Genomic DNA, 19,979 nt, shown 5'->3' with positions numbered 1-19,979 from the left:
TAAGAGTCAGTAAATAAGTTTAACAATGTCTATTCTATATTATATTTAAGTAATTAATTCTATAAATACAATTTAAAATAAACGTGGTAAAGCCTATTTAACCTATAAAATTATTTGTTTATCAAAAAAAAACTAACACATTTAAGTGTTAGTTTTTTTCTTTTTAATAGCAATTTTCTCTGGGGGGAACTTGTCTTTTTACATTTACACAATTCGAATATTAGAATTATTGATATATCAAATTTACCGATTAAACTTTAACAATAGTTGCACTATATTCTTAAATTTTTGCACTATATTACTATCCGAAAGAAAAAGTTATGATATCATTAGACCACCAACATTTTAAAAAGAGGAAACTCTCTACTCTTATTGAAAATAGGACGATGTATTCTTCTGAATATGCCGAATTAAATATATTTGAAACTTTTGAAGCCACAAAAAATGTTTTCTTAAATTTCGATTCTACAGTTATTGCGAGTATGTTAACTGGTAAAAAAACGATGCATTTTAATGATACAACACCTTTTTCTTTTGTTCCTGGTGAATCTTTAGTCATTCCTGAAAATAATAGCATGAATATTGATTTCCCGGATGCTTCTTTAGATAATCCTACATCATGCTTAGGGTTAGTTATTGATCAAGGAAAAATAAATGAAGTTGTTTATAACTTCAATGAAGACACCACTATTGAAAGAGAAAATAACGGATGGGATTTTAAAAAAGCGACATCTCATTTAAATAACAACAATGAATTAAATATTTTAGTAAACAGGCTTACGAGCACGTTTATTAACAATACAAAATCTAAAGATGTACTATTAGATTTAATGATTCAAGAACTAATTATTCGTTTGTTACAAAGCAAAGCACGAAAGTTAATTTTAAATAATGTTGATGATTTATTTAATGATACTCGTATCGGATACGCGGTAAAATACATTAAAGATAATTTAACAAAAAATAATTTAACTTTAGATGAAGTTTCTGAAAAAGCTTGCATGAGTAAATCTCATTTCTTTAAAAAATTTAAAAGTACACTAGGTGTTACTCCCGTGGATTATATAAATTCTGAGAAAATTAAATTTGCAAAACAATTGATTAAAAACACTCCTCAAGAAAATATTTGTGATATCGCATACAAAGCAGGGTTTAATAGTGTTACTTATTTTAATAGACTTTTTAAGAAAAATGAGCTTTTAACACCGCAACAATTTAAAACATCTTTGAAAAATTAATTTCACAGAACTATTGACATTTTTAATTGAATCCGTTTTTTTAAACTGGCAGCTAATTTTGCTTTTTTTTAGTATTTCCATACTTTACTCTTCCGTTGGTTTTGGTGGAGGCTCTAGTTATTTAGCTGTTTTAGCCTTAACAGGTATCGCATATATACAAATAAGATCTACCTCTTTAATATGTAATATTGCCGTTGTTTTTGGTAATGTTTTGATATTTCAAAAAGAACAATTATTTAATTGGAAAAAAGTAATTCCACTTGTTTCATTTAGTGTTCCATTAGCTTTTTTAGGTGGTTTTCTTAAAATAAATCAAACTATATTTTTTATTCTTTTAGGAGCTACTTTGTTTGTAGCTGCAATTACCATGTGGATTTCTAAAAATGTAATTTCATTAAAAAAAAATACAACAAAAGTAAGCATTCACAAAAATGCGAGTTATGGTGGCATTATTGGTTTTATTTCTGGCATTGTAGGTATTGGAGGTGGTATTTTTTTAGCGCCTTTTTTACATTTAACAAATTGGGATTCTCCGAAAATAATTGCGGCAACGTCAAGCTTTTTTATTTTAGTTAATTCTATTGCAGGGCTACTTGGCCAGTATATGAATCCTAGTTTTACTATTGACTGGAATTTAACTACTATTTTATTGATTACCGTTTTTATTGGCGGCCAAATAGGCAGCAGAGTAAGTCATCAATTCTTTAGTCCTATTCAATTAAAAAAGGCAACCGCTATTTTGGTTGCCTTTGTAAGTATTCGTATTTTAATTAAATATTTATTTTAAACAATTACTCGTCAGTCAATGTTTTCATAAATTCTACAACTTGAGTTATTTCCTTTTCAGATAAATTTAATTTATCAAAAGGTAATGTTTGCTTTTCTTTATGAAACCCTAAACCTTCTCCGCCTCCTTTATTATAAAAATCCATTACTTCTTTTAAAGTTTTATAAACGCCATTATGCATATATGGTGCAGTTTTGGCTATATTTCTAATAGTAGGTGTTTTAAAGAAATGTTTACGTTCGGGTGTTTTATACAGATTATAACGTCCTAGATCTGATGAAATCATTGGATTTATAGTATCCGTAGATATTGGAACACCTATAAACTCTAGCTCTGTATCATTGTAATTAGGCGGAACGGTTCCGTTAAAAACAGGTGCAAAATGACACGTTGCACACAATGCTTTTCCCATAAATAAATTAAATCCTTTTTGTTCGTCACTTGTTAAACTAGCCTCTTCTCCTCTGATGTTTTTATCAAATTTTGAATTAAAAGTATTTAAGGTTCTTATATAGGATGCAATCGCATGTCGAATGTTAAAATTTACTCTTTTATTATCATATAAATTAGTAAGTAAATTTTTATATTTTTCGTTTTTTAACACACGCTGTACTACTGAATCCATAGACATATTAAATTCATTGTGATTTTCTACCACACCAATAACCTGCCCTTCTAAACTGCCTGCTCTCGAATCCATAAAAAAACCTCTTTGGTAAGAAGCATAAGTTAATGTAGGGGTGTTTCTTGTTTGATTCTTATCAAATGTTTTTCGACCATCTGTAAAAGCCAAATCTTTAATATGACAGGTTACACAAGCCATATTATAATCTTTAGAAAGAGAGGTGTCATTAAACAACTGTTTTCCGAAAACTATTTTAGCTGCCAATTGAGTAGTATCACTTAAATGGTCGGAAAAATAATTGGCGTTTAATGTTTTATCTGAAAACAAGGTTGTCATGTTATTAGACAATGCCATTTCAAAAGGAAATTTCACTTTCCAGTCTTTTTGAATTTCAAGTAATATTTTTAATTGCGGATTCGTATGTTTTTTTATAAAAGTAAATCTATCAAAACTATCAAAATCATGGTCTAAATCTTTTTGGGCATTTTTAATTGCTTTTTCAAACTTAATAAGCAGCTCTTTTGATGTAAACTTCTCTTTATTTAGTTGAACAATCTTTAATATTGTTTTATAAGTATATGAACTTTCTATTAGTGATTGATTTAAAACAGGCGAATCAAAACCTGTAATACCAGTGGTAGCTATTCTTGTAATTTGATCTCTTATCAACCAAATTACATGATAGTCTTTTAACTTAATAACTACATTTTTTCGAATTAATTTTAATCGACCACTTGTAACGGTTATTGCTCTTTTTAAAACATCTTGATCAATATTTTCTTCATGAATAGTTTCTTCTATTACCTGAAAACCTATCGGCTTTATCGCTCTAGTATCATTACTTTCCTCGCCTTTAACCCCTATTATATTAGGTGCATTTAACGATTTATAATTGTCTTTGTCTGAAAAAGCTAAAATTGGCTCTAGTAATTTAAAATTTTTTCTTGCTGCTATGTATTTATTTCGTTGTTCTTTTATTGGCTTTCCTTCCATGGCATCTAGATTTTCAATAGCCATAGAAAGCTGCTCTACATAAAGTTGTTTTACAGCATCAGAAAATGCTGTAATTGATTGATATTTTTCTTTTTTTTGATTGCATCCCATCAATAAAAGCAAAAGACATACACAAAGGTATGTCTTAGCTAGACTTAAGATATCTTTCATATTTTATCTTTCTAATCCTGTAATTAAATGTAAAACAGAACCTTCTTTTCTATTTGATAAATTAGGATTTGCTTTTGGATCTGTAAATGAAGTTCCGTCTGCTGGTTCCCATCCATGGTTTTGAGTCATTACTAAAAATGAATTCTTACCATTATTTACAATATCTGTCACATCAATCATTCCTGTAATTTCCCAATTTCTTGAAGTTGAACCGTATCCTAAAGATGCTGCTCTTTCTTGATCACACTCTAATACTGTTTTTATAGCTCCGGTTGTTAAATTATATTGATACAGTTTAGAATATCCTATAATACTTGGATTTACAGAAGCATACCCGTTAGGATCTTCTTGAATATAAGCATAGTTTTCAGTTACTAAAATGTTATCTGGCGAGTGAAATCCATCTGCTTTTCCTCCAACAATATCACCATCTAATACACAAGTAATTTTTGCAGTTCCTGTTGGATCAGTATCATTTAAAACTACTTTATAAACACGTCCTAAAATAGATCCTTTACCAACTAAACCTGGCTTATTACGTCCAGTTACTGCAAAATAAATTTCTCTATTATTCGCTGCAGAACCTCTTCTCCAATCAATATCTTCTAATCTAGAGAATCCCATAACCCCTTTTGTTTTACATTCAGTATCTAAAGCGTTAATTTCTTTTTCTTCAAGTTCTACAAACTCCACATCATATTCAGTTCCTTCAGCCATGTCCATTTCATAAGTTACACCTGGAGAAGTTACTTTTAAACCATATAATTTTCCACCATCTAAATCTCCTCTATTACCAACATACATTCCTAATTGACCTGAAGGCACTTCGTTATTAGCATTATCGTCTCCAATAAATGCTACCGTTTTATCCGCATAAGCATCTTTACCTATTACTACAGCATTTTCAGTAGACCATTGCCCTAATGCTGCTAACATATTTCCTGTACTAGCATCGGTTACTGATTTATAAGGATCTGTTGCAAAAACACCTTTAGATGCTCCACCCCATTCACCTCCTGATAAATATAATGGTCCAAAACCATGTTCTTGTGGAGAAATCATTGATCCAGAACACTGAGCAGTTTCAGCTGTTGCTGTTGCGTTTAAAATATATTCTGCAGATACTGGTCTTAAATTTTCGTTTAATTTAATTCTTGCAATAGAATAATCTGCTTCAATATTATTAATTAATGTAAAACTACCATCTGTTTCAGCTAACAAACCTGCTCCATCTGCCATAGAACCATATACAAAGTCTGGTGAATTTGGTATCACATCTTCTGATGATAAAATTGGCGTAATTTTTAACCCTACAAAATCACTTGTTACTTTTAAAAAGTTTGGTGTTTTAGAAGCTGTTAAATATGTTGTTGCATCAGAACCATTTTCTCCATCTGATCCGTTACTTCCATCAATACCATCTATACCGTCTGTTCCATCAATAGCATCTTCACAAGCTGTAAATGTGGTAATACTAATTGAAATTGTTAATAAGGTAAGTAAGCTTAATTTTAATTTTTTCATTATGATAGTTTTTAGTTTTTTTGATTCCTCAAATTAAGGGCGCGTTTGTAAAACTTATATCAATGCTATTTTAATATCACATCATTAAAATGTAAATTTTATTAAGAGAACTTAAATAACTAGAACTATTCTAAATAGAAAAAGGTGCACTAAATTAGTACACCTTTTTCTATTTAAATCAATTAATCTTACCCCAACCAAGCGTTTAACATCCATATTGTTTTTTCTTGCTCAGTAATAAAGTCACTCATCATAGAATTTGTTCCTTCATCAGCTCCTGCTTCAGATAATTCTAAAATTTTTCTTTCAACTTTTAACAATCCGGCTAATGACTTTACAACTAATTGTACTGCTTCAACATCTTTACTTATATTTTTTCCTACAGGAACCTCTGCCGCTTTTATATAATCATCAAAAGTATGCAATGGAGTTCCTTGTAATGTTAAAATTCGTTCAGCTATTAAATCTACTTTTAACTGAGAATCAGTATATAACTCTTCAAACTTCACATGCAATTCAAAAAAACTTTTCCCTTTAATATTCCAATGCAATCCTCTAACATTTTGGTAATAAACTTGAAAATTAGCCAACAAAACATTTAATTCTTTTACTAATTCAATTGATTTATTCTTATCTAATCCTATAACTGTTGTATTCATTTTATTTATTTTTAGTTATTCATATTTTAATACTTCAAAATTACTTTTAAATAAATCACAAAAACTATAAGTGATATTGATAGTTTTAATATCTTTATCAAAAAATTTGATAGAATGACAATAACTCAGTTAAAATACACCCTTGCTGTTGCTGAATATAAAAACTTTACTATTGCAGCTGAGCACTGTTTTGTTACGCAGCCTACTTTAAGTATGCAAATTCAAAAATTAGAAGATGAATTAGAGGCTAAAATATTTAACCGGTCAAAAAAACCAATTGAATTAACCGAAGTTGGTCAAAAAATTATTGAACAAGCTAAAGTTATTGTTGATGAAAGTAATCGAATTGTAGATATAGTTCATCAACAAAAAGGATTTATAGGTGGCGAGTTTAAACTTGGAATTATACCTACGGTTATGCCAACTCTACTACCAATGTTTTTAAAGACATTTAGTAAAAACTATCCGAAAGTTCAGTTAATTATAGAGGAGTTAACTACTGAAGAAATTGTTAGAAAATTAACCGACGGTCATATCGATGCTGCTTTGGCGGCAACTCCGCTAGAAAATGAAGCGATAAAAGAACGCGTTTTATATTACGAACCTTTTGTGGGTTTAATCCCAAAAGAACATCGTTTGTATGATCAGAAAAAGATTAAAATTGATGATTTAGAAGTGGATGACATTTTATTACTAGAAGATGGACATTGTTTTAAAAACAGCATTATCAATTTATGCAGAACTAATAAAAAGAACTCAACGCATCATTTTCAGTTAGAAAGTGGAAGTTTTGATACACTCATAAAACTATCTAAAGATGGTTTAGGCATGACCTTATTGCCATATTTAAATACGCTAGATTTAAATGAATCTGACAAAGAACATTTAAGAGAATTTGAAACACCTCCTCCTGCAAGAGAGGTCAGCTTAATTTATCATAAATCACAACTTAAAATGCAATTAATTGAAGCTTTAAAAAGCACTATAGATAGTGTTATTAGAGGCGCAATTGCTTTTAGTGATGTTGATATTATTAGTCCGATAAATAAAATATAAGTCATAAAAAATCCCGCTTTTAGCGGGATTTTTTATTTAAAATTTATATTCTGATAGAGGCTTCGGAAAAGCTTCAGGATTTTCAGCTAAATGATAACGAGGATCATCAACATCAGCTATAATTACATCATAAAACTTATCATTCGCTTTATACATTAACACTTTACAGTCTTCACTTAAGTGTTTTAATTTTAATGTTTTTCCTGCTTTCTCATACTTCTCTACTAAAATAAATAAGGCTTCTAGGGCAGAGTGATCAGAAATTCTACTTTCAATAAAATCAATTTCTACATTTTCAGGATCATTTTTAACATCAAATTTTTCATTAAAAGTAGTAATACTTCCAAAGAATAAAGGCCCCCAAATTTCATACACTTTAGTTCCGTCTGCTTTCATTCTTTTTCTAGCTCTAATTTTCTTAGCACTTGTCCAAGCAAAAGATAAAGCTGATATAATTACCCCTACAAAAACGGCAATTGCTAAATCGAAAAATACAGTAACTGCAGATACGATTACTAATACAAATGCATCAGAAGTTGGAATTTTTTTCATGATTCTAAAACTAGACCATGCAAATGTTTCAATAACCATCATAAACATTACTCCTACTAAAGCAGCAATTGGCACTTGCTCTATATATTTATCAGCAAATAAAATAAAAGTTAATAAGGTTAATGACATCATTACTCCCGATAATCTTCCTCTACCACCAGCGTTGATATTAATAACTGTTTGGCCAATCATACCACAACCACCAGTTCCACCAAATACACCACTAACAATATTTCCTGCTCCTTGCGCAACACACTCTTTATTTCCGTTACCTCTACTATCTGTTAACTCATCTACTAAATTCATAGTCATTAAAGTTTCTATCAAACCAACAGATGCCGCTAAAAAGGCATAAGGTGCAATAAATTTAAGGGTATCTAAATTAAAAGGTAAGTTGCTCCAAAGCTCTAATAAATTTAGTTTTTTTGATATTTCATCAATACCGTTTAAACCAGCTCCTCCTCCGTCTCTAATAAAATCACCAACATTAATAGAACTTAAACCACTAAAGATTGATATTAATGTAACAATTAAAATAGCCGTTAATGCTGCCGGTATTTTAGTAGTTATTTTTGGTAATCCCCATACAATAAGCATTGTTAATAAAACCAACCCAATCATTGTATAAAGCTTTTCTCCTTGCATGGTTGATTTTACAACTCCGCTATCTTTTACCGAATAAAACCCTTCTTCAGAAACGTTAAAAACAACTTTTTTTGTTTTAGCATCAAAAACCTGACCTTCTGAAACGAAAAAAGCTTCTTCGTTTGTATTATTATTCCTTACTGAATTTCCATCAATGGTAAATAAAACAGTGTCAGAATTTAAATCTTTAACTTGATTATCTGTTACATTATAAACCAATTCTTTCGATTCGGTTTTACGCATATTTTGTCCGAAAAAATCTTTTTTATTTTCTGTAAACATTCCCAATTGCGCCATAAAAATAACAATTGCCAATCCGTTTACAAATCCCATCATTACAGGGTGTGGAATTAAACGTACAAATTTCCCTAACTTAAACAAACCAGCAAAAACTTGTATTACTCCCATTAAAACAACTGCGGCTAGTAAATAGAAATAGCCCATATTTTCTACAGGGTTATCAAAAAGCAAGCCTTTTGCATGCCCTTCTTGGATCATCGTTACAAAAATAACAGCTACAGCACCTGCTGCACCAGAGATAAGTCCTGGTCTACCACCAAAAACGGCTGAAATTATTCCCACTACAAATGCACCAAACAATGCTACTATTGGGCTAATTTGAGCAACAAAAGCAAAAGCTACCACTTCTGGTATCATTGCTAAAGAAACTGTTATCCCTGCTAACGTATCATCTTTAATGTTAAGTTTCTTATTTTTAAGGTATTTCATCATAATATTCTCGGCTATTGTAAAAGTTGGCAAATGTAAAGATAATTTTATTCATATAGTTTTATGTTTCATCAAGTTTAATTTTGTCCGCTGTTTTTTTTGCTTTATTTTTGAAAAATAAACTATCATACCAATTTGATAGCAAAACATGAGCAGGAAAACACTACTTACTTCTAAAGAAATTGAAATCATTCTGCATCGATTAGCCTGTCAGTTAATCGAAAATCACAACGATTTTTCTAATACCGTTTTAATAGGTTTGCAGCCTAGAGGTTCTTTTTTAGCAAAACGATTAACAAAATTATTAACCGAAGAATATAATATTAAAGACCTTAAACTAGGACTGTTAGATATTACTTTTTATCGTGATGATTTTCGTAGAAGAAATGAGCCATTAGAGGCTACATCTACTCAAATTGATTTTTTAATTGAAGATAAAAAGGTGGTTATTATTGATGATGTACTGTATTCAGGAAGAAGTGTGCGAAGTGCTTTAACCGCAATTCAATCATACGGACGACCAGAAAATATTGAATTATTAGTATTAATCGATCGTCGTTTTAGTCGTCATTTACCAATTCAACCTAATTACAGAGGTAGACAAGTAGATGCTATTAATGAAGAAAAGGTAGTTGTTAATTGGCAAGAGACTCATAAAAAAGATACAATTTACCTAGAAACCAAGCCTACCAAGCTTGATTAGTTATGATTATAAAAACAAACTAAGATGAAGCAGTTAAGTGTTGAAAATTTATTAGGTATTAAGTACCTTAACAAAACTGATTTAGAGCTTATTTTTGAAACTGCTTCTCATTTTAAAGAAGTTATAAACAGACCCATTAAAAAAGTTCCTTCTCTTCGAGATATAACGATTGCTAATTTATTTTTTGAAAATAGTACTCGCACAAAATTATCATTCGAGTTAGCTGAAAAACGATTATCTGCTGATGTAATTAATTTTTCTGCTGCGCAATCATCAGTAAAAAAAGGAGAGACTTTAATAGATACTGTTAACAATATATTAGCCATGAAAGTTGATATTGTTGTAATGCGTCATGCAAGTGTTGGTGCAGGTATTTTTTTATCGAGGCATGTAGATGCTAAAATTATTAACGCTGGTGACGGAACTCACGAACATCCAACACAAGCTTTGTTGGATAGTTTTTCTATGCGAGAAGCTTTAAACAGTAATCTAAAAGGTAAAAAAATTGTAATTGTAGGTGATGTTTTACACTCGCGAGTGGCACTTTCTAATATATTTGCATTGCAACTACAAGGCGCTAAGGTAAAAGTTTGTGGCCCTACTACTTTAATCCCTAAATACATTACTAGTTTAGGTGTTGAGGTTGAAACAAACTTAAAGAAGGCTTTAGAATGGTGTGATGTAGCCAATGTTTTACGTGTACAACATGAACGAATGGATATTAAATATTTTCCTTCAACAAGAGAATACACACAACTTTTCGGAATTAACAGAGAAATACTAGATAGCCTTAATAAAGAAATTGTTATCATGCATCCAGGTCCTATAAACCGTGGGGTAGAATTAACTAGTGATGTTGCCGATAGTAATCAATCTATTATCTTAAATCAAGTAGAAAATGGTGTTGCAGTACGTATGGCTGCAATATATTTACTTGCTCAACAAATAAAAAGATAATCATGAAAATAGCAGAAAAAACAATCTATACTTTATTTAGTTCAGTAGCAGAAACTTTCGCTGAATTTATGTTAACTTTTGAAAAAGAACACATTAACTATAAGGAAAAACACCTTATTGTTGAAATTTCAGAGAGTTTTAACGCTACCAAAGAAAATATTTTATTATTTTTGGTATACGCTCATGAACATCTAAAAAACGGCACATCTTTTGTTATTGTAGTAAAGGATGTAAATATTGATGATTTTCCTGAAACTTTTAACATTGTTCCAACCCTAACTGAAGCGGAAGATGTTATAGAAATGGAAAATATTCAACGTGATTTGGGTTTTTAGCCTTATATTTATTATCCCCTAAATGAATACATATGGTAAAAAAAATACTTTTATTATTTTTATTAACGATAACATTATCTAGTTTTTCTCAAGAAAAATCTATAGATAAATTAGTTGCGTCTCCGAACCCTTTTACGAATAGTACTACCATTTTTGTAAACTCAAAAACAAGTCAAACGGTTATTTTAACTGTTAGAAATGTACTCGGAAAAACAGTGTACTCTAAAAAGTTAAAGGTGATTAATGGTCGTAATTCTATACCTTTTAATCGTAACGATTTAAAATCAGGCATGTATATATATGCTATTCAAAGCAATAAAGAAGTAATTTCTAAACGTTTTGTAATTAGATAAATGAGTTTAAAGTTAACTATTTTAGGTTGCCATTCTGCCACCCCAAGAGTAAACGCACATCCTACATCTCAATATTTAGAAATTAACAACCGTCATTTTCTAATAGATTGTGGCGAGGGTACACAAAGACAAATGCGAAAATATAAAGTTGGTTTTTCTAAAATCAATCATATATTTATATCTCATTTACATGGTGATCATTTCTTTGGCCTTATAGGTCTTATTTCTACCTTCGGTATTTTAAATCGTGAAAAAGAACTCCACATTTATGGTCCAAAAGGTATTAAAGAAGTTACTACTCTTCAATTAAAACTATCAAAATCTTGGACAAAATACCATATTCATTTCCACGAACTCGTATCAAAAGAAAGCGAGTTAATTTTTGAAGATGATAAAGTTTCTGTACATACAATTCCTTTAGACCACAGAGTTTATACCAACGGGTTTTTATTTAGAGAAAAAGAAAAGCCAAGAAAATTACATATCGGTAAAATAGAAGAATACAAAGAAATAGATACTTGCGATTACCATAATATCAAATCAGGTAAAGATTTTGTTTTATCTACAGGTAAAGTTATTCCCAATTCCGAATTAACTATCGATCCTCCTAAATCAAAAAGCTTTGCTTTTTGTAGTGATACTGCATATAAACCAGATATAGTTCCTATTATTAAAAATGTAGATCTTTTATACCATGAAGCTACCTTTTTAAAAAATAGGGAAGATTTATGTGAAAGAACAAAACATGCTACTGCCGAACAAGCAGCCTCAATTGCTAACCAAGCAAACGTAAATAAATTAATTATTGGTCATTATTCTAGTCGATATTCAAACATAGAAGATTTTAAAGACGAAGCACAAACAATTTTTAAAAATGTAGAATTAGCCGAAGCCGGTAAACTATATTCTACAAACTCGGCTCCTGTAAATATTTTAAATTAATATTGATTGGTTGATAATAAAACCAATGTACAAGCCACTTCTGACTGGATTTTATTTTCTTCTAAAAGTTTATAAAACTCATTATTTTCAGTACCCGGATTAAAAATTACTCTCTTGGGTTGTAATGAAATTATATACTCATAGTATTCTTTTTGACGCTCAGCATTTAAATACAATGTAACAGTATCAATATTTTTAAAAAGTACTTTTTCTTTTTCAATAATAGTGTCTAACACTTTCCCTTTTCTTAAACCAATTGCAACGGTTTTTATTCCTTTATCAATCAATCTTTTAATTGCAATATTTGAATATCTCGTAGGATTTAAAGAAGCTCCTATAACTAAAGTATTTTTTTTCATAATTGTTAATAATAAGTTAAAATCCGTTAATTGTAGTAACGAAAATGATAAATGGCAAGTCTACTAAGTATCAAAAGAATCTAAAAAACAAACAAAATGAAAAAAATACTACTACTAATTTTCACCGTATTTAGTGTGAGTTTATTTGCTCAAATGCCCAAAAGTAACTTACCAAAGGCTGGTACTGTTTCAGGTAAAGTTATTGATAAAACAACCAAGGAACCTTTACCTTACGTAAACATTATAATCAAAGATGCTGCCAATAAAATTTTAACTGGAGGAATCACAAACGACAATGGTACTTTTTCTATAAAAAATATTCCTGAAGGAAAAAACACGATTGAAATTCAGTTCATTGGGTACAAAACCATTTCTAAACAAGTTACTATTAATAATAAGAATAGAAAAATAAATTTAGGAACTATTTCATTAATTGAAGATTCAACAACATTAGATGAAGTAGAAATTAGAGCAGAAACGTCTACCGTTGTACAGAAAGTAGATAGAAAAGTAATTAATGTTGGTAAAGATTTAACATCTGCCGGTACAACTGCATCTGAACTATTAAACAACGTACAATCTGTAAGTGTTGATAGCCAAACTGGTGGCATAAGCTTACGTGGTAATAGTAACGTTCGTGTGCTTGTAGATGGTAAACCAACAAATATGAGTGCAGCTCAATTATTAAAACAAATACCATCTTCATCAATAAAAAGTATCGAGTTAATTACCAATCCATCAGCAAAATACAACCCTGAAGGAATGAGCGGAATTATCAATATTATTTTAAATAAAAACGCTAACATGGGGTTTAATGGTTCTGTTGATTTAGGTGTTACTACAGATTATTTTACACGTTTTAATGGTTCAACTAACATGAACTACAAAACTGGTAAGGTTAACTTTTTTGGAAACTACGGTTACAATACAGGTAACAATTTAAATTACGGACAAATTGAAAGACCTGAAAACAATAATGTTCAACAATTTAGAGGAAACAATGCAAACACATCTCATTTAGCAAAAATTGGAGCTGATATTTATATCAATGACAAAAATACCTTATCATTTTATACGACTCAAAATTGGTTTGATGCACATAGTTTATCTGTTCCAAAAATTTATGAAAACAATGTACTAACCTCACATGCTCCTAACGATCAAAAAGTAGATGGTTCTTCTAGCGCATATAACGTAAATTATAAAATTGATTTTGCAAAAGAAGGTCATAATTTAGAATTTGAAAGTACTTATTCATATTCTGACTCTCCCGAAAAATCTATTAGTAAAGATTTAGTAAACTCATCAACTAAATTATTAAATTACTTTAATACAATTAAAAACGAAGGAGAAAACACTTTAATCAATCTTGATTATACAAACCCTATTTCAGAAAAAGGAAAATTAGAAGTTGGTTTAGAATATCGAGTAAACAACACTAAAAACATCAATACTACAGATCAAGAAGAAAACACTTATTTAACAGATGTAAATGGTGTAATAATTACTGATGTTAACGGAAATCCACAAATCACAGGTACTGAACGTATTGGAAATTCATCTTTTAATTATGATAGAAAAATTTATTCTGGTTACATAAACTACGGACATAATTTTGGAAAAGTAACCATGCAATTAGGAGCACGTTTAGAGCAGTATAAAATTGATGGTAATTTTAATTTAGAAAACGAACCATCGGCAACAGTTACTGACGATATCTTTTCTGTGTATCCATCAGCTTTTTTCACTTATAATCCATCAGAAAAAAATCAATTTCAATTAAGCTATAGTCGTAGAGTTGATAGACCTGGAATTGGGCAAGTAAACCCAATTAGACAATGGAGTACGCCACTAATTACTTCTATCGGAAATGAAAACTTAGCGCCACAATTTACCAACTCACTAGAAATAAATTATACACGTAAAATAAAAGGAGGCTCGTTATCATTCGGTACTTTTTATCGCGAAATTAACGACGCTATTTCTCGTGTAACCTATAAAGATCCTACTGACCCTAACGAAGTTCGTCAAATATTATCTTTCGCAAATTTTGATGACACTAGTTCTTACGGGTTGGAGTTTTCTGCCAATTATAAAGTAAATAATTGGTGGCGTTTAAATTCTAGTATGGATTTTTACTCACAAAAACAATTTGGTACAGCTGACTTAAACAATCCTAATTCTGCAAGAATAGAAGTGCAAAACGAAACGTTTAATGCACGTATTAGTAATAATTTTAAAGCTACCAAAAACTTACGCTTTCAGTTATTTGCCATGTATCGTGGCCCAGGAGAAGATATTCAATGGAAAACTAAAGAAATGTGGATGATAAATACTGGTGCTAGTTTAACTGTTTTAAAAGGAAAAGGTACCATAAACTTTAGAGTTAACGATATTTTTAATGGAATGAAGTTTGGTTTTGATTCTACAAGACCTTACAAACAAAGTGGTCAGTTTAATTGGGAAAGTCAAACTACTTACTTAGGTTTCAATTACAGATTTGGAGGGGGAAAAAATAAAGCAAAAGCAAGACGTCAACGTGATAATAACGAAAAACAAGGCGGTGGAATGTTTTAACCTTAAAATAATTCATAAAAAAATCCGAAGTAATAACTTCGGATTTTTTTTATTTCAATATTTTATTAGAAGCTATTTCCCGCTTTTCGCACTCGCTCTTTTTTTGAAGAAAAATCAAAAAAAGGAGCTCAAACAAATGCTTCAATCGGGGCTAAAAACTACCATTTAATAATTACAGAACCCCAAGTAAAACCACTACCAAAGGCAGCTAAAACTACTAAATCGTTCTCTTTAATCTTACCCTTTTCCCATGCTTCAGTTAAAGCAATAATTACAGAAGCAGCAGTAGTATTACCATACTTCATAATATTATTATACACTTTATCATCAGCTAATTGAAATTTTTTCTGAATAAATTGTGCGATACGTAAATTTGCTTGATGCGGAATCAACATATCAATATCTTCTTTCTTTAATCCGTTTGCTTCTAAACCTTCGTTTATTGCTTCTGAAAAACGAGTAATTGCATGTTTAAATACAAATTGCCCATCCATATAAGGAAAATACGATTGATCTTCTGGATCGTTTTTCTCTAAAATTTCAGGAACCCAACGTTGTGTAGATGGTCCTTCTAAAACTAATTTTTTAGCATGTTTACCTTCCGAATGTAAGTGAGAAGATAAAATTCCTTTTCCTGCCTCTTCACTTCTTGATAAAACCGCAGCTCCTGCCCCATCACCAAAAATTACAGTAACACCTCTACCTCTAGTAGATTTCTCTAAACCACCTGAATGATTTTCTGCACCAATCACTAAAATGTTTTTATACATTCCTGTTTTAATAAACTGATCGGCAACAGACATCGAATAAATAAAACCAGAACATTGGTTACGTACATCTAAAGCACCAATAGTTGGCATATCTAACATATCTTGTACTTGCACTCCGCCTCCAGGGAAATACAAATCTGGACTTAAAGTTGCAAAAATAATAAAATCGATATCATCCTTCGTTAAACCAGCTCTTTCTATTGCTATTCTAGCAGCTTTTGCTCCCATTACAGCAGTTGTATCCTCTGTTTTTGGATCAATCCAACGACGTTCTTTAATACCTGTTCTCTCTTGGATCCATTCATCAGAAGTTTCCATAAACTCTTTTAAGTCATCATTTGTAACCACGTTATCTGGCACATAATAACCTAATCCTGTTATTTTTGAATTATACATATTCTATGTTGGTGTTTTTTGTTGTTTGCACATTTGTAGCGGGTAAAAATAGTGATAATTTAATATCTTTACAAAGAAGCTTAAATTAACAAACACGAATCAACATATTATGAATAGAAAAGATTTTCTTTCACTATCAACTAAAGCAGCTGTATTTTTAGGGTTATCTACAGCAATTTCTTGCAAAAATGAAACCATAGAAAAAATAAACCCTTTATTAAATAAAACAGCAAAAGGAACGGCTTTTGGCTTAACAGCACCCAAAATAGCTAAAGTTAACGTCGGAATTATTGGTTGCGGTAACCGAGGACAAACTTTAATCCAAATGTTTGACTGGTTGGTTAAAAATAATAATGCAGAAATTGTTGCTGTTTCCGATTTACACAAAGAAAAAACAGCAAAGCTAAATGAACATTTACAAAAAAAACATCAAAAAACGGCTCATGAATACCACGGAAATGCTGATGAATGGAAAAAGTTAGTAGATAGAGATGATATTGATTTATTAATTATTGCCACTCCGTGGGAAATGCATACGCCAATGGCTTTATACGGCATGGAAAAAGGCAAACATGTTGCTTGTGAAGTGCCTGTGGCCTACACAATGGAGGACTGTTGGAAACTCATTGAAACTGCAGAACGTACACAAAAACATTGTATAATGCTCGAAAATTGTTGTTTTAACAATGAAGAACTTTGGGTTTTAAACATGGTAAATCAAGGTGTTTTTGGTGATTTAACACATGCAGAAGGAGCTTATATTCATGATTTACGTAAACATTTATTAGATGATAAATATTATGAAGATCAATGGAGAATTAAACATCATTTAAATAAAGATGGTAACTTTTACACCACTCATGGTTTAGGGCCAATCAGTCAATATATGGATATTGGTCGTGGTGACACATACGACCATCTTGTTTCTATGAGTTCGCGAGAAAAAAGTTTAAGTGATGCTGCAAAACGCGGTGGAATCGATAAGTTTTCGAACATAAAATGTGGCGACATGAATACCACCATGATTAAAACCAAACTCGGTAAAACAATTATGTTGCAGTTTGATGTACATACAGGCAGGCCTTACAATCGTTTAAACACCGTTGTTGGCACAAAAGCAGTACACGAAGGCTACCCATCAAAACTATATATTAATGATGATGAACTAGCTTGGTGGGGACATAATTGGTTAGAAAAAGAAAAATATAATGAGTACAGAGAAAAGTATAACCATCCGCTTTGGAGTACATTAAAATCGCAGATTTCTGATAATTCTGTTGGTCATGGAGGAATGGATTTTGTAATGATTTATCGTTTAATTAAATGCCTAAACCAAGGTTTACCTTTAGATATTAATGTATATGATAGTGTAATGTGGAGCGCTATTACGCCACTTTCAGAACTTTCAGTAGCACAAAACAGTAGTTCAGTAAAAGTACCTGATTTTACAGGCGGAACCTGGAAAAATAAAAACAAAACAGAAATGTTACGAAACATATAAGTTTATTAACGCTAACAATTTTTGTTGGCGTTTTTTATGTCATCTTGTCACAAAACTATTTTTGGTATTTTTTTTGACTATTTAACTTTCTAGAAAATAATATCAAACAAAATATATAATTATGAGCAAAGGAAGTATTAATGTGTCGGTAGAAAATATATTTCCACTGATTAAAAAATTCTTATATTCTGATCACGAAATCTTTTTACGTGAATTAATCTCTAACGGAACAGATGCAACTACAAAATTAAAACACTTAATTGCTATTGGTGAAGCTAAGACCGAATTAGGAGATGCTAAAATTGAAATCAGCATTAATAAAGAGGCTAAAACCATAACTATTAAAGACCAAGGTTTAGGAATGACAGCTGATGAAGTTGAAAAATATATCAACCAAATTGCTTTTTCTGGAGCCGAAGAATTTTTAGACAAATACAAAGACGATAAAAACGAAACAGGTGTTATTGGGCACTTCGGATTAGGTTTTTACTCTGCTTTTATGGTAGCTGACAAAGTTGAGTTGATTACTAAATCATTTAAAGATGAGCCTGCTGCTCATTGGACATGTGATGGTTCTCCTGAATTTACTTTAGAAGCCCACGATAAATCTGACAGAGGAACAGAAATTATTTTACATATTGCTGAAGATTCTTTAGAGTTTTTAGAAGAAGCTAAAATTGGAGGTTTATTAAACAAATACAATCGTTTTAATCAAGTGCCAATTAAATTTGGAATGAACAAGGTTAACGATCCTGATTTTACACCTGCAACTACAACTGATGCGGATGGTAAAGAAACTACTGAGCCTCACCAACAAATTGAAGTTGATAATATTATCAACAATACAAACCCTGCTTGGACAAAAGCGCCTGCTGATTTAAGTGACGAAGATTACACTAATTTTTATCGTGAGCTATATCCAACGCAGTTTGAAGAGTCGTTATTTCACATTCACTTAAATGTAGATTATCCGTTTAACTTAACTGGAATTTTATTTTTCCCTAAGTTAACGCAGAGTTTAGATATGCAAAAGGATAAAATCCAATTGTATCAAAACCAAGTGTATGTAACTGATAACGTTGAAGGAATTGTACCTGACTTTTTACAGATGTTAAAAGGTGTTATCGATTCTCCAGACATTCCTTTAAATGTTTCTCGTTCTGGTTTACAGGCAGATGGAGCCGTAAAGAAAATATCTGGCTACATTACTAAAAAAGTAGCAGATAAGTTAAGTTCTTTATTCAAAAAAGATCGTGCTGATTTTGAACAAAAATGGAATGATATTAAAGTAATTATCGAATATGGGATGTTATCAGAAGATAAATTCTTTGATAAGGCTAAAAAATTCGCTTTATATCCAACTGTTGCAGATACGTACTTTACTTTTGATGAGTTAATTGAAAAAACAAAAGACGCTCAAACTGATAAAGATGGAAATCACGTAATTTTATATGCTTCTAACAAAGAGGCACAACACAGTTATATTCAAGATGCTACTGCTAAAGGATATGAGGTTGTTGTATTAGATTCTCCAATTGTATCTCACTTAATGCAAAAACTAGAAACTTCAGGTGAATCTAAAGTTCAGTTTACACGTGTTGATTCTGATTTTATTGATAATTTAATTAAGAAAGACGAAGCTGTTATTTCTAAATTAACAGATGAAGAAAAAGAATCGTTAAAACCAGTTATTGAAGGTGTAATTGCATCGCAAACATATACTGTTCAATTAGAAGCAATGGATTCTTCTTCGTCTCCTTTCTTAATTACTGTACCAGAATTTATGCGTCGTATGAAAGAAATGCAAGCTTCTGGTGGTGGAGGCGGAATGATGGGAATGGGTAATTTACCTGAAATGTATAACTTAGTTGTTAATACAAATCACCCATTAGTTTCTGAAATCTTAAACGCTGATGAAGACAAGAAAAAAGGATTAATTACGCAAGCTTTCGATTTAGCCAAGTTATCTCAAAACCTTTTACATGGTGAAGATTTAACCAACTTTATTAAGCGTTCTTACGAATTAATTAAATAAGTAACACCGTTACTTTAAATATTACAAAACCTCTTTGTTTACTCAAAGAGGTTTTTTTGTGAAATTTTTAAA

Annotated in this window: 17 protein-coding genes; 11 read left to right on the top strand and 6 right to left on the bottom strand. The window is 30.8% G+C overall.

Features of this window, described 5'->3' with window-relative positions; translation table 11 throughout:
* Positions 1-320 precede the first annotated feature (320 nt).
* Both N2251_RS02730 and N2251_RS02725 read left to right on the top strand, forming a co-directional pair.
* Complete coding sequence (locus tag N2251_RS02730) at positions 321-1,238, top strand: AraC family transcriptional regulator (RefSeq protein ID WP_260585176.1); 918 nt, start codon at positions 321-323, stop codon at positions 1,236-1,238.
* Between the two features lie 58 nt (positions 1,239-1,296).
* Positions 1,297-2,025 (top strand): sulfite exporter TauE/SafE family protein, encoded by a 729-nt coding sequence (locus N2251_RS02725; protein ID WP_260585175.1) that lies wholly within the window; start codon positions 1,297-1,299, stop codon positions 2,023-2,025.
* Positions 2,026-2,029: 4 nt separating this feature from the next.
* Here the strand turns inward: N2251_RS02725 and N2251_RS02720 are convergent, their stop codons facing one another.
* From N2251_RS02720 to N2251_RS02710, 3 genes are all read right to left on the bottom strand, one after another.
* Entirely contained in the window at positions 2,030-3,754 is a 1,725-nt protein-coding gene (locus N2251_RS02720) for a cytochrome-c peroxidase (RefSeq protein WP_260585174.1), read from the bottom strand.
* Between the two features lie 63 nt (positions 3,755-3,817).
* Positions 3,818-5,338 carry a PhoX family protein gene (locus N2251_RS02715; RefSeq protein WP_260585173.1) on the bottom strand — a complete coding sequence of 507 codons (1,521 nt, stop codon included), beginning with the start codon at positions 5,336-5,338 and terminating at the stop codon, positions 3,818-3,820.
* 188 nt (positions 5,339-5,526) lie between these two features.
* Positions 5,527-5,997: a Dps family protein gene (locus N2251_RS02710; protein ID WP_260585171.1), complete on the bottom strand. Its 471-nt coding sequence runs from the start codon at positions 5,995-5,997 to the stop codon at positions 5,527-5,529.
* 114 nt (positions 5,998-6,111) lie between these two features.
* Here N2251_RS02710 and N2251_RS02705 point away from each other — a divergent pair, with 114 nt between their 5' ends.
* Complete coding sequence (locus N2251_RS02705; protein WP_260585170.1) at positions 6,112-7,053, top strand: hydrogen peroxide-inducible genes activator; 942 nt, start codon at positions 6,112-6,114, stop codon at positions 7,051-7,053.
* Positions 7,054-7,089: 36 nt separating this feature from the next.
* Here the strand turns inward: N2251_RS02705 and N2251_RS02700 are convergent, their stop codons facing one another.
* The gene (locus tag N2251_RS02700) at positions 7,090-8,982 is read right to left on the bottom strand and encodes a SulP family inorganic anion transporter (RefSeq protein ID WP_260585211.1); all 1,893 of its coding nucleotides are present in this window, start codon (positions 8,980-8,982) and stop codon (positions 7,090-7,092) included.
* A 145-nt stretch (positions 8,983-9,127) separates the two neighbouring features.
* Here N2251_RS02700 and pyrR point away from each other — a divergent pair, with 145 nt between their 5' ends.
* The 5 genes from pyrR to N2251_RS02675 are packed head-to-tail and all read left to right on the top strand — an operon-like array spanning position 9,128 to position 12,269.
* On the top strand, positions 9,128-9,682 hold the full coding sequence (pyrR, locus tag N2251_RS02695) for a bifunctional pyr operon transcriptional regulator/uracil phosphoribosyltransferase PyrR (protein ID WP_260585169.1): 555 nt from the start codon (positions 9,128-9,130) through the stop codon (positions 9,680-9,682).
* Positions 9,683-9,706: 24 nt separating this feature from the next.
* The gene (locus N2251_RS02690; protein ID WP_260585168.1) at positions 9,707-10,639 is read left to right on the top strand and encodes an aspartate carbamoyltransferase catalytic subunit; all 933 of its coding nucleotides are present in this window, start codon (positions 9,707-9,709) and stop codon (positions 10,637-10,639) included.
* A 2-nt stretch (positions 10,640-10,641) separates the two neighbouring features.
* Complete coding sequence (locus N2251_RS02685; protein ID WP_260585167.1) at positions 10,642-10,974, top strand: hypothetical protein; 333 nt, start codon at positions 10,642-10,644, stop codon at positions 10,972-10,974.
* Between the two features lie 32 nt (positions 10,975-11,006).
* Positions 11,007-11,327 carry a T9SS type A sorting domain-containing protein gene (locus tag N2251_RS02680; protein ID WP_260585166.1) on the top strand — a complete coding sequence of 107 codons (321 nt, stop codon included), beginning with the start codon at positions 11,007-11,009 and terminating at the stop codon, positions 11,325-11,327.
* Complete coding sequence (locus tag N2251_RS02675; protein ID WP_260585165.1) at positions 11,328-12,269, top strand: ribonuclease Z; 942 nt, start codon at positions 11,328-11,330, stop codon at positions 12,267-12,269.
* Here the strand turns inward: N2251_RS02675 and N2251_RS02670 are convergent.
* Positions 12,266-12,628 carry a CoA-binding protein gene (locus tag N2251_RS02670; protein WP_260585164.1) on the bottom strand — a complete coding sequence of 121 codons (363 nt, stop codon included), beginning with the start codon at positions 12,626-12,628 and terminating at the stop codon, positions 12,266-12,268. The genes N2251_RS02675 and N2251_RS02670 overlap by 4 nt on opposite strands.
* 96 nt (positions 12,629-12,724) lie before the next feature.
* On the opposite strand from N2251_RS02670, the gene N2251_RS02665 reads away from it, so the two are divergent.
* Complete coding sequence (locus tag N2251_RS02665; RefSeq protein ID WP_260585163.1) at positions 12,725-15,205, top strand: TonB-dependent receptor; 2,481 nt, start codon at positions 12,725-12,727, stop codon at positions 15,203-15,205.
* A 158-nt stretch (positions 15,206-15,363) separates the two neighbouring features.
* Here the strand turns inward: N2251_RS02665 and N2251_RS02660 are convergent, their stop codons facing one another.
* Positions 15,364-16,371: a 3-oxoacyl-ACP synthase III family protein gene (locus tag N2251_RS02660; protein WP_260585162.1), complete on the bottom strand. Its 1,008-nt coding sequence runs from the start codon at positions 16,369-16,371 to the stop codon at positions 15,364-15,366.
* Between the two features lie 109 nt (positions 16,372-16,480).
* On the opposite strand from N2251_RS02660, the gene N2251_RS02655 reads away from it, so the two are divergent.
* The gene (locus N2251_RS02655; RefSeq protein WP_260585161.1) at positions 16,481-17,872 is read left to right on the top strand and encodes a Gfo/Idh/MocA family protein; all 1,392 of its coding nucleotides are present in this window, start codon (positions 16,481-16,483) and stop codon (positions 17,870-17,872) included.
* A 121-nt stretch (positions 17,873-17,993) separates the two neighbouring features.
* Positions 17,994-19,907: a molecular chaperone HtpG gene (gene htpG / locus N2251_RS02650; protein WP_260585160.1), complete on the top strand. Its 1,914-nt coding sequence runs from the start codon at positions 17,994-17,996 to the stop codon at positions 19,905-19,907.
* The last annotated feature ends 72 nt before the right edge of the window (positions 19,908-19,979 follow it).

It is taken from the genome of Tenacibaculum haliotis, assembly GCF_025215075.1.
Taxonomy (GTDB): domain Bacteria; phylum Bacteroidota; class Bacteroidia; order Flavobacteriales; family Flavobacteriaceae; genus Polaribacter; species Polaribacter haliotis_B.
Note: the sequence above shows the minus strand (reverse complement) of the source record. Positions and strands in the feature narration are given on the sequence as shown.

Coding starts and splice junctions, on each gene's coding strand:
- N2251_RS02730 (WP_260585176.1), top strand. CDS start 321: ATGATATCATTAGACCACCAACATTTTAAAAAGAGGAAACTCTCTACT.
- N2251_RS02720 (WP_260585174.1), bottom strand. CDS start 3,754: ATGGGATGCAATCAAAAAAAAGAAAAATATCAATCAATTACAGCATTT.
- N2251_RS02715 (WP_260585173.1), bottom strand. CDS start 5,338: ATGAAAAAATTAAAATTAAGCTTACTTACCTTATTAACAATTTCAATT.
- N2251_RS02710 (WP_260585171.1), bottom strand. CDS start 5,997: ATGAATACAACAGTTATAGGATTAGATAAGAATAAATCAATTGAATTA.
- N2251_RS02705 (WP_260585170.1), top strand. CDS start 6,112: ATGACAATAACTCAGTTAAAATACACCCTTGCTGTTGCTGAATATAAA.
- N2251_RS02700 (WP_260585211.1), bottom strand. CDS start 8,982: ATGATGAAATACCTTAAAAATAAGAAACTTAACATTAAAGATGATACG.
- pyrR (WP_260585169.1), top strand. CDS start 9,128: ATGAGCAGGAAAACACTACTTACTTCTAAAGAAATTGAAATCATTCTG.
- N2251_RS02690 (WP_260585168.1), top strand. CDS start 9,707: ATGAAGCAGTTAAGTGTTGAAAATTTATTAGGTATTAAGTACCTTAAC.
- N2251_RS02685 (WP_260585167.1), top strand. CDS start 10,642: ATGAAAATAGCAGAAAAAACAATCTATACTTTATTTAGTTCAGTAGCA.
- N2251_RS02680 (WP_260585166.1), top strand. CDS start 11,007: ATGGTAAAAAAAATACTTTTATTATTTTTATTAACGATAACATTATCT.
- N2251_RS02675 (WP_260585165.1), top strand. CDS start 11,328: ATGAGTTTAAAGTTAACTATTTTAGGTTGCCATTCTGCCACCCCAAGA.
- N2251_RS02670 (WP_260585164.1), bottom strand. CDS start 12,628: ATGAAAAAAAATACTTTAGTTATAGGAGCTTCTTTAAATCCTACGAGA.
- N2251_RS02665 (WP_260585163.1), top strand. CDS start 12,725: ATGAAAAAAATACTACTACTAATTTTCACCGTATTTAGTGTGAGTTTA.
- N2251_RS02660 (WP_260585162.1), bottom strand. CDS start 16,371: ATGTATAATTCAAAAATAACAGGATTAGGTTATTATGTGCCAGATAAC.
- N2251_RS02655 (WP_260585161.1), top strand. CDS start 16,481: ATGAATAGAAAAGATTTTCTTTCACTATCAACTAAAGCAGCTGTATTT.
- htpG (WP_260585160.1), top strand. CDS start 17,994: ATGAGCAAAGGAAGTATTAATGTGTCGGTAGAAAATATATTTCCACTG.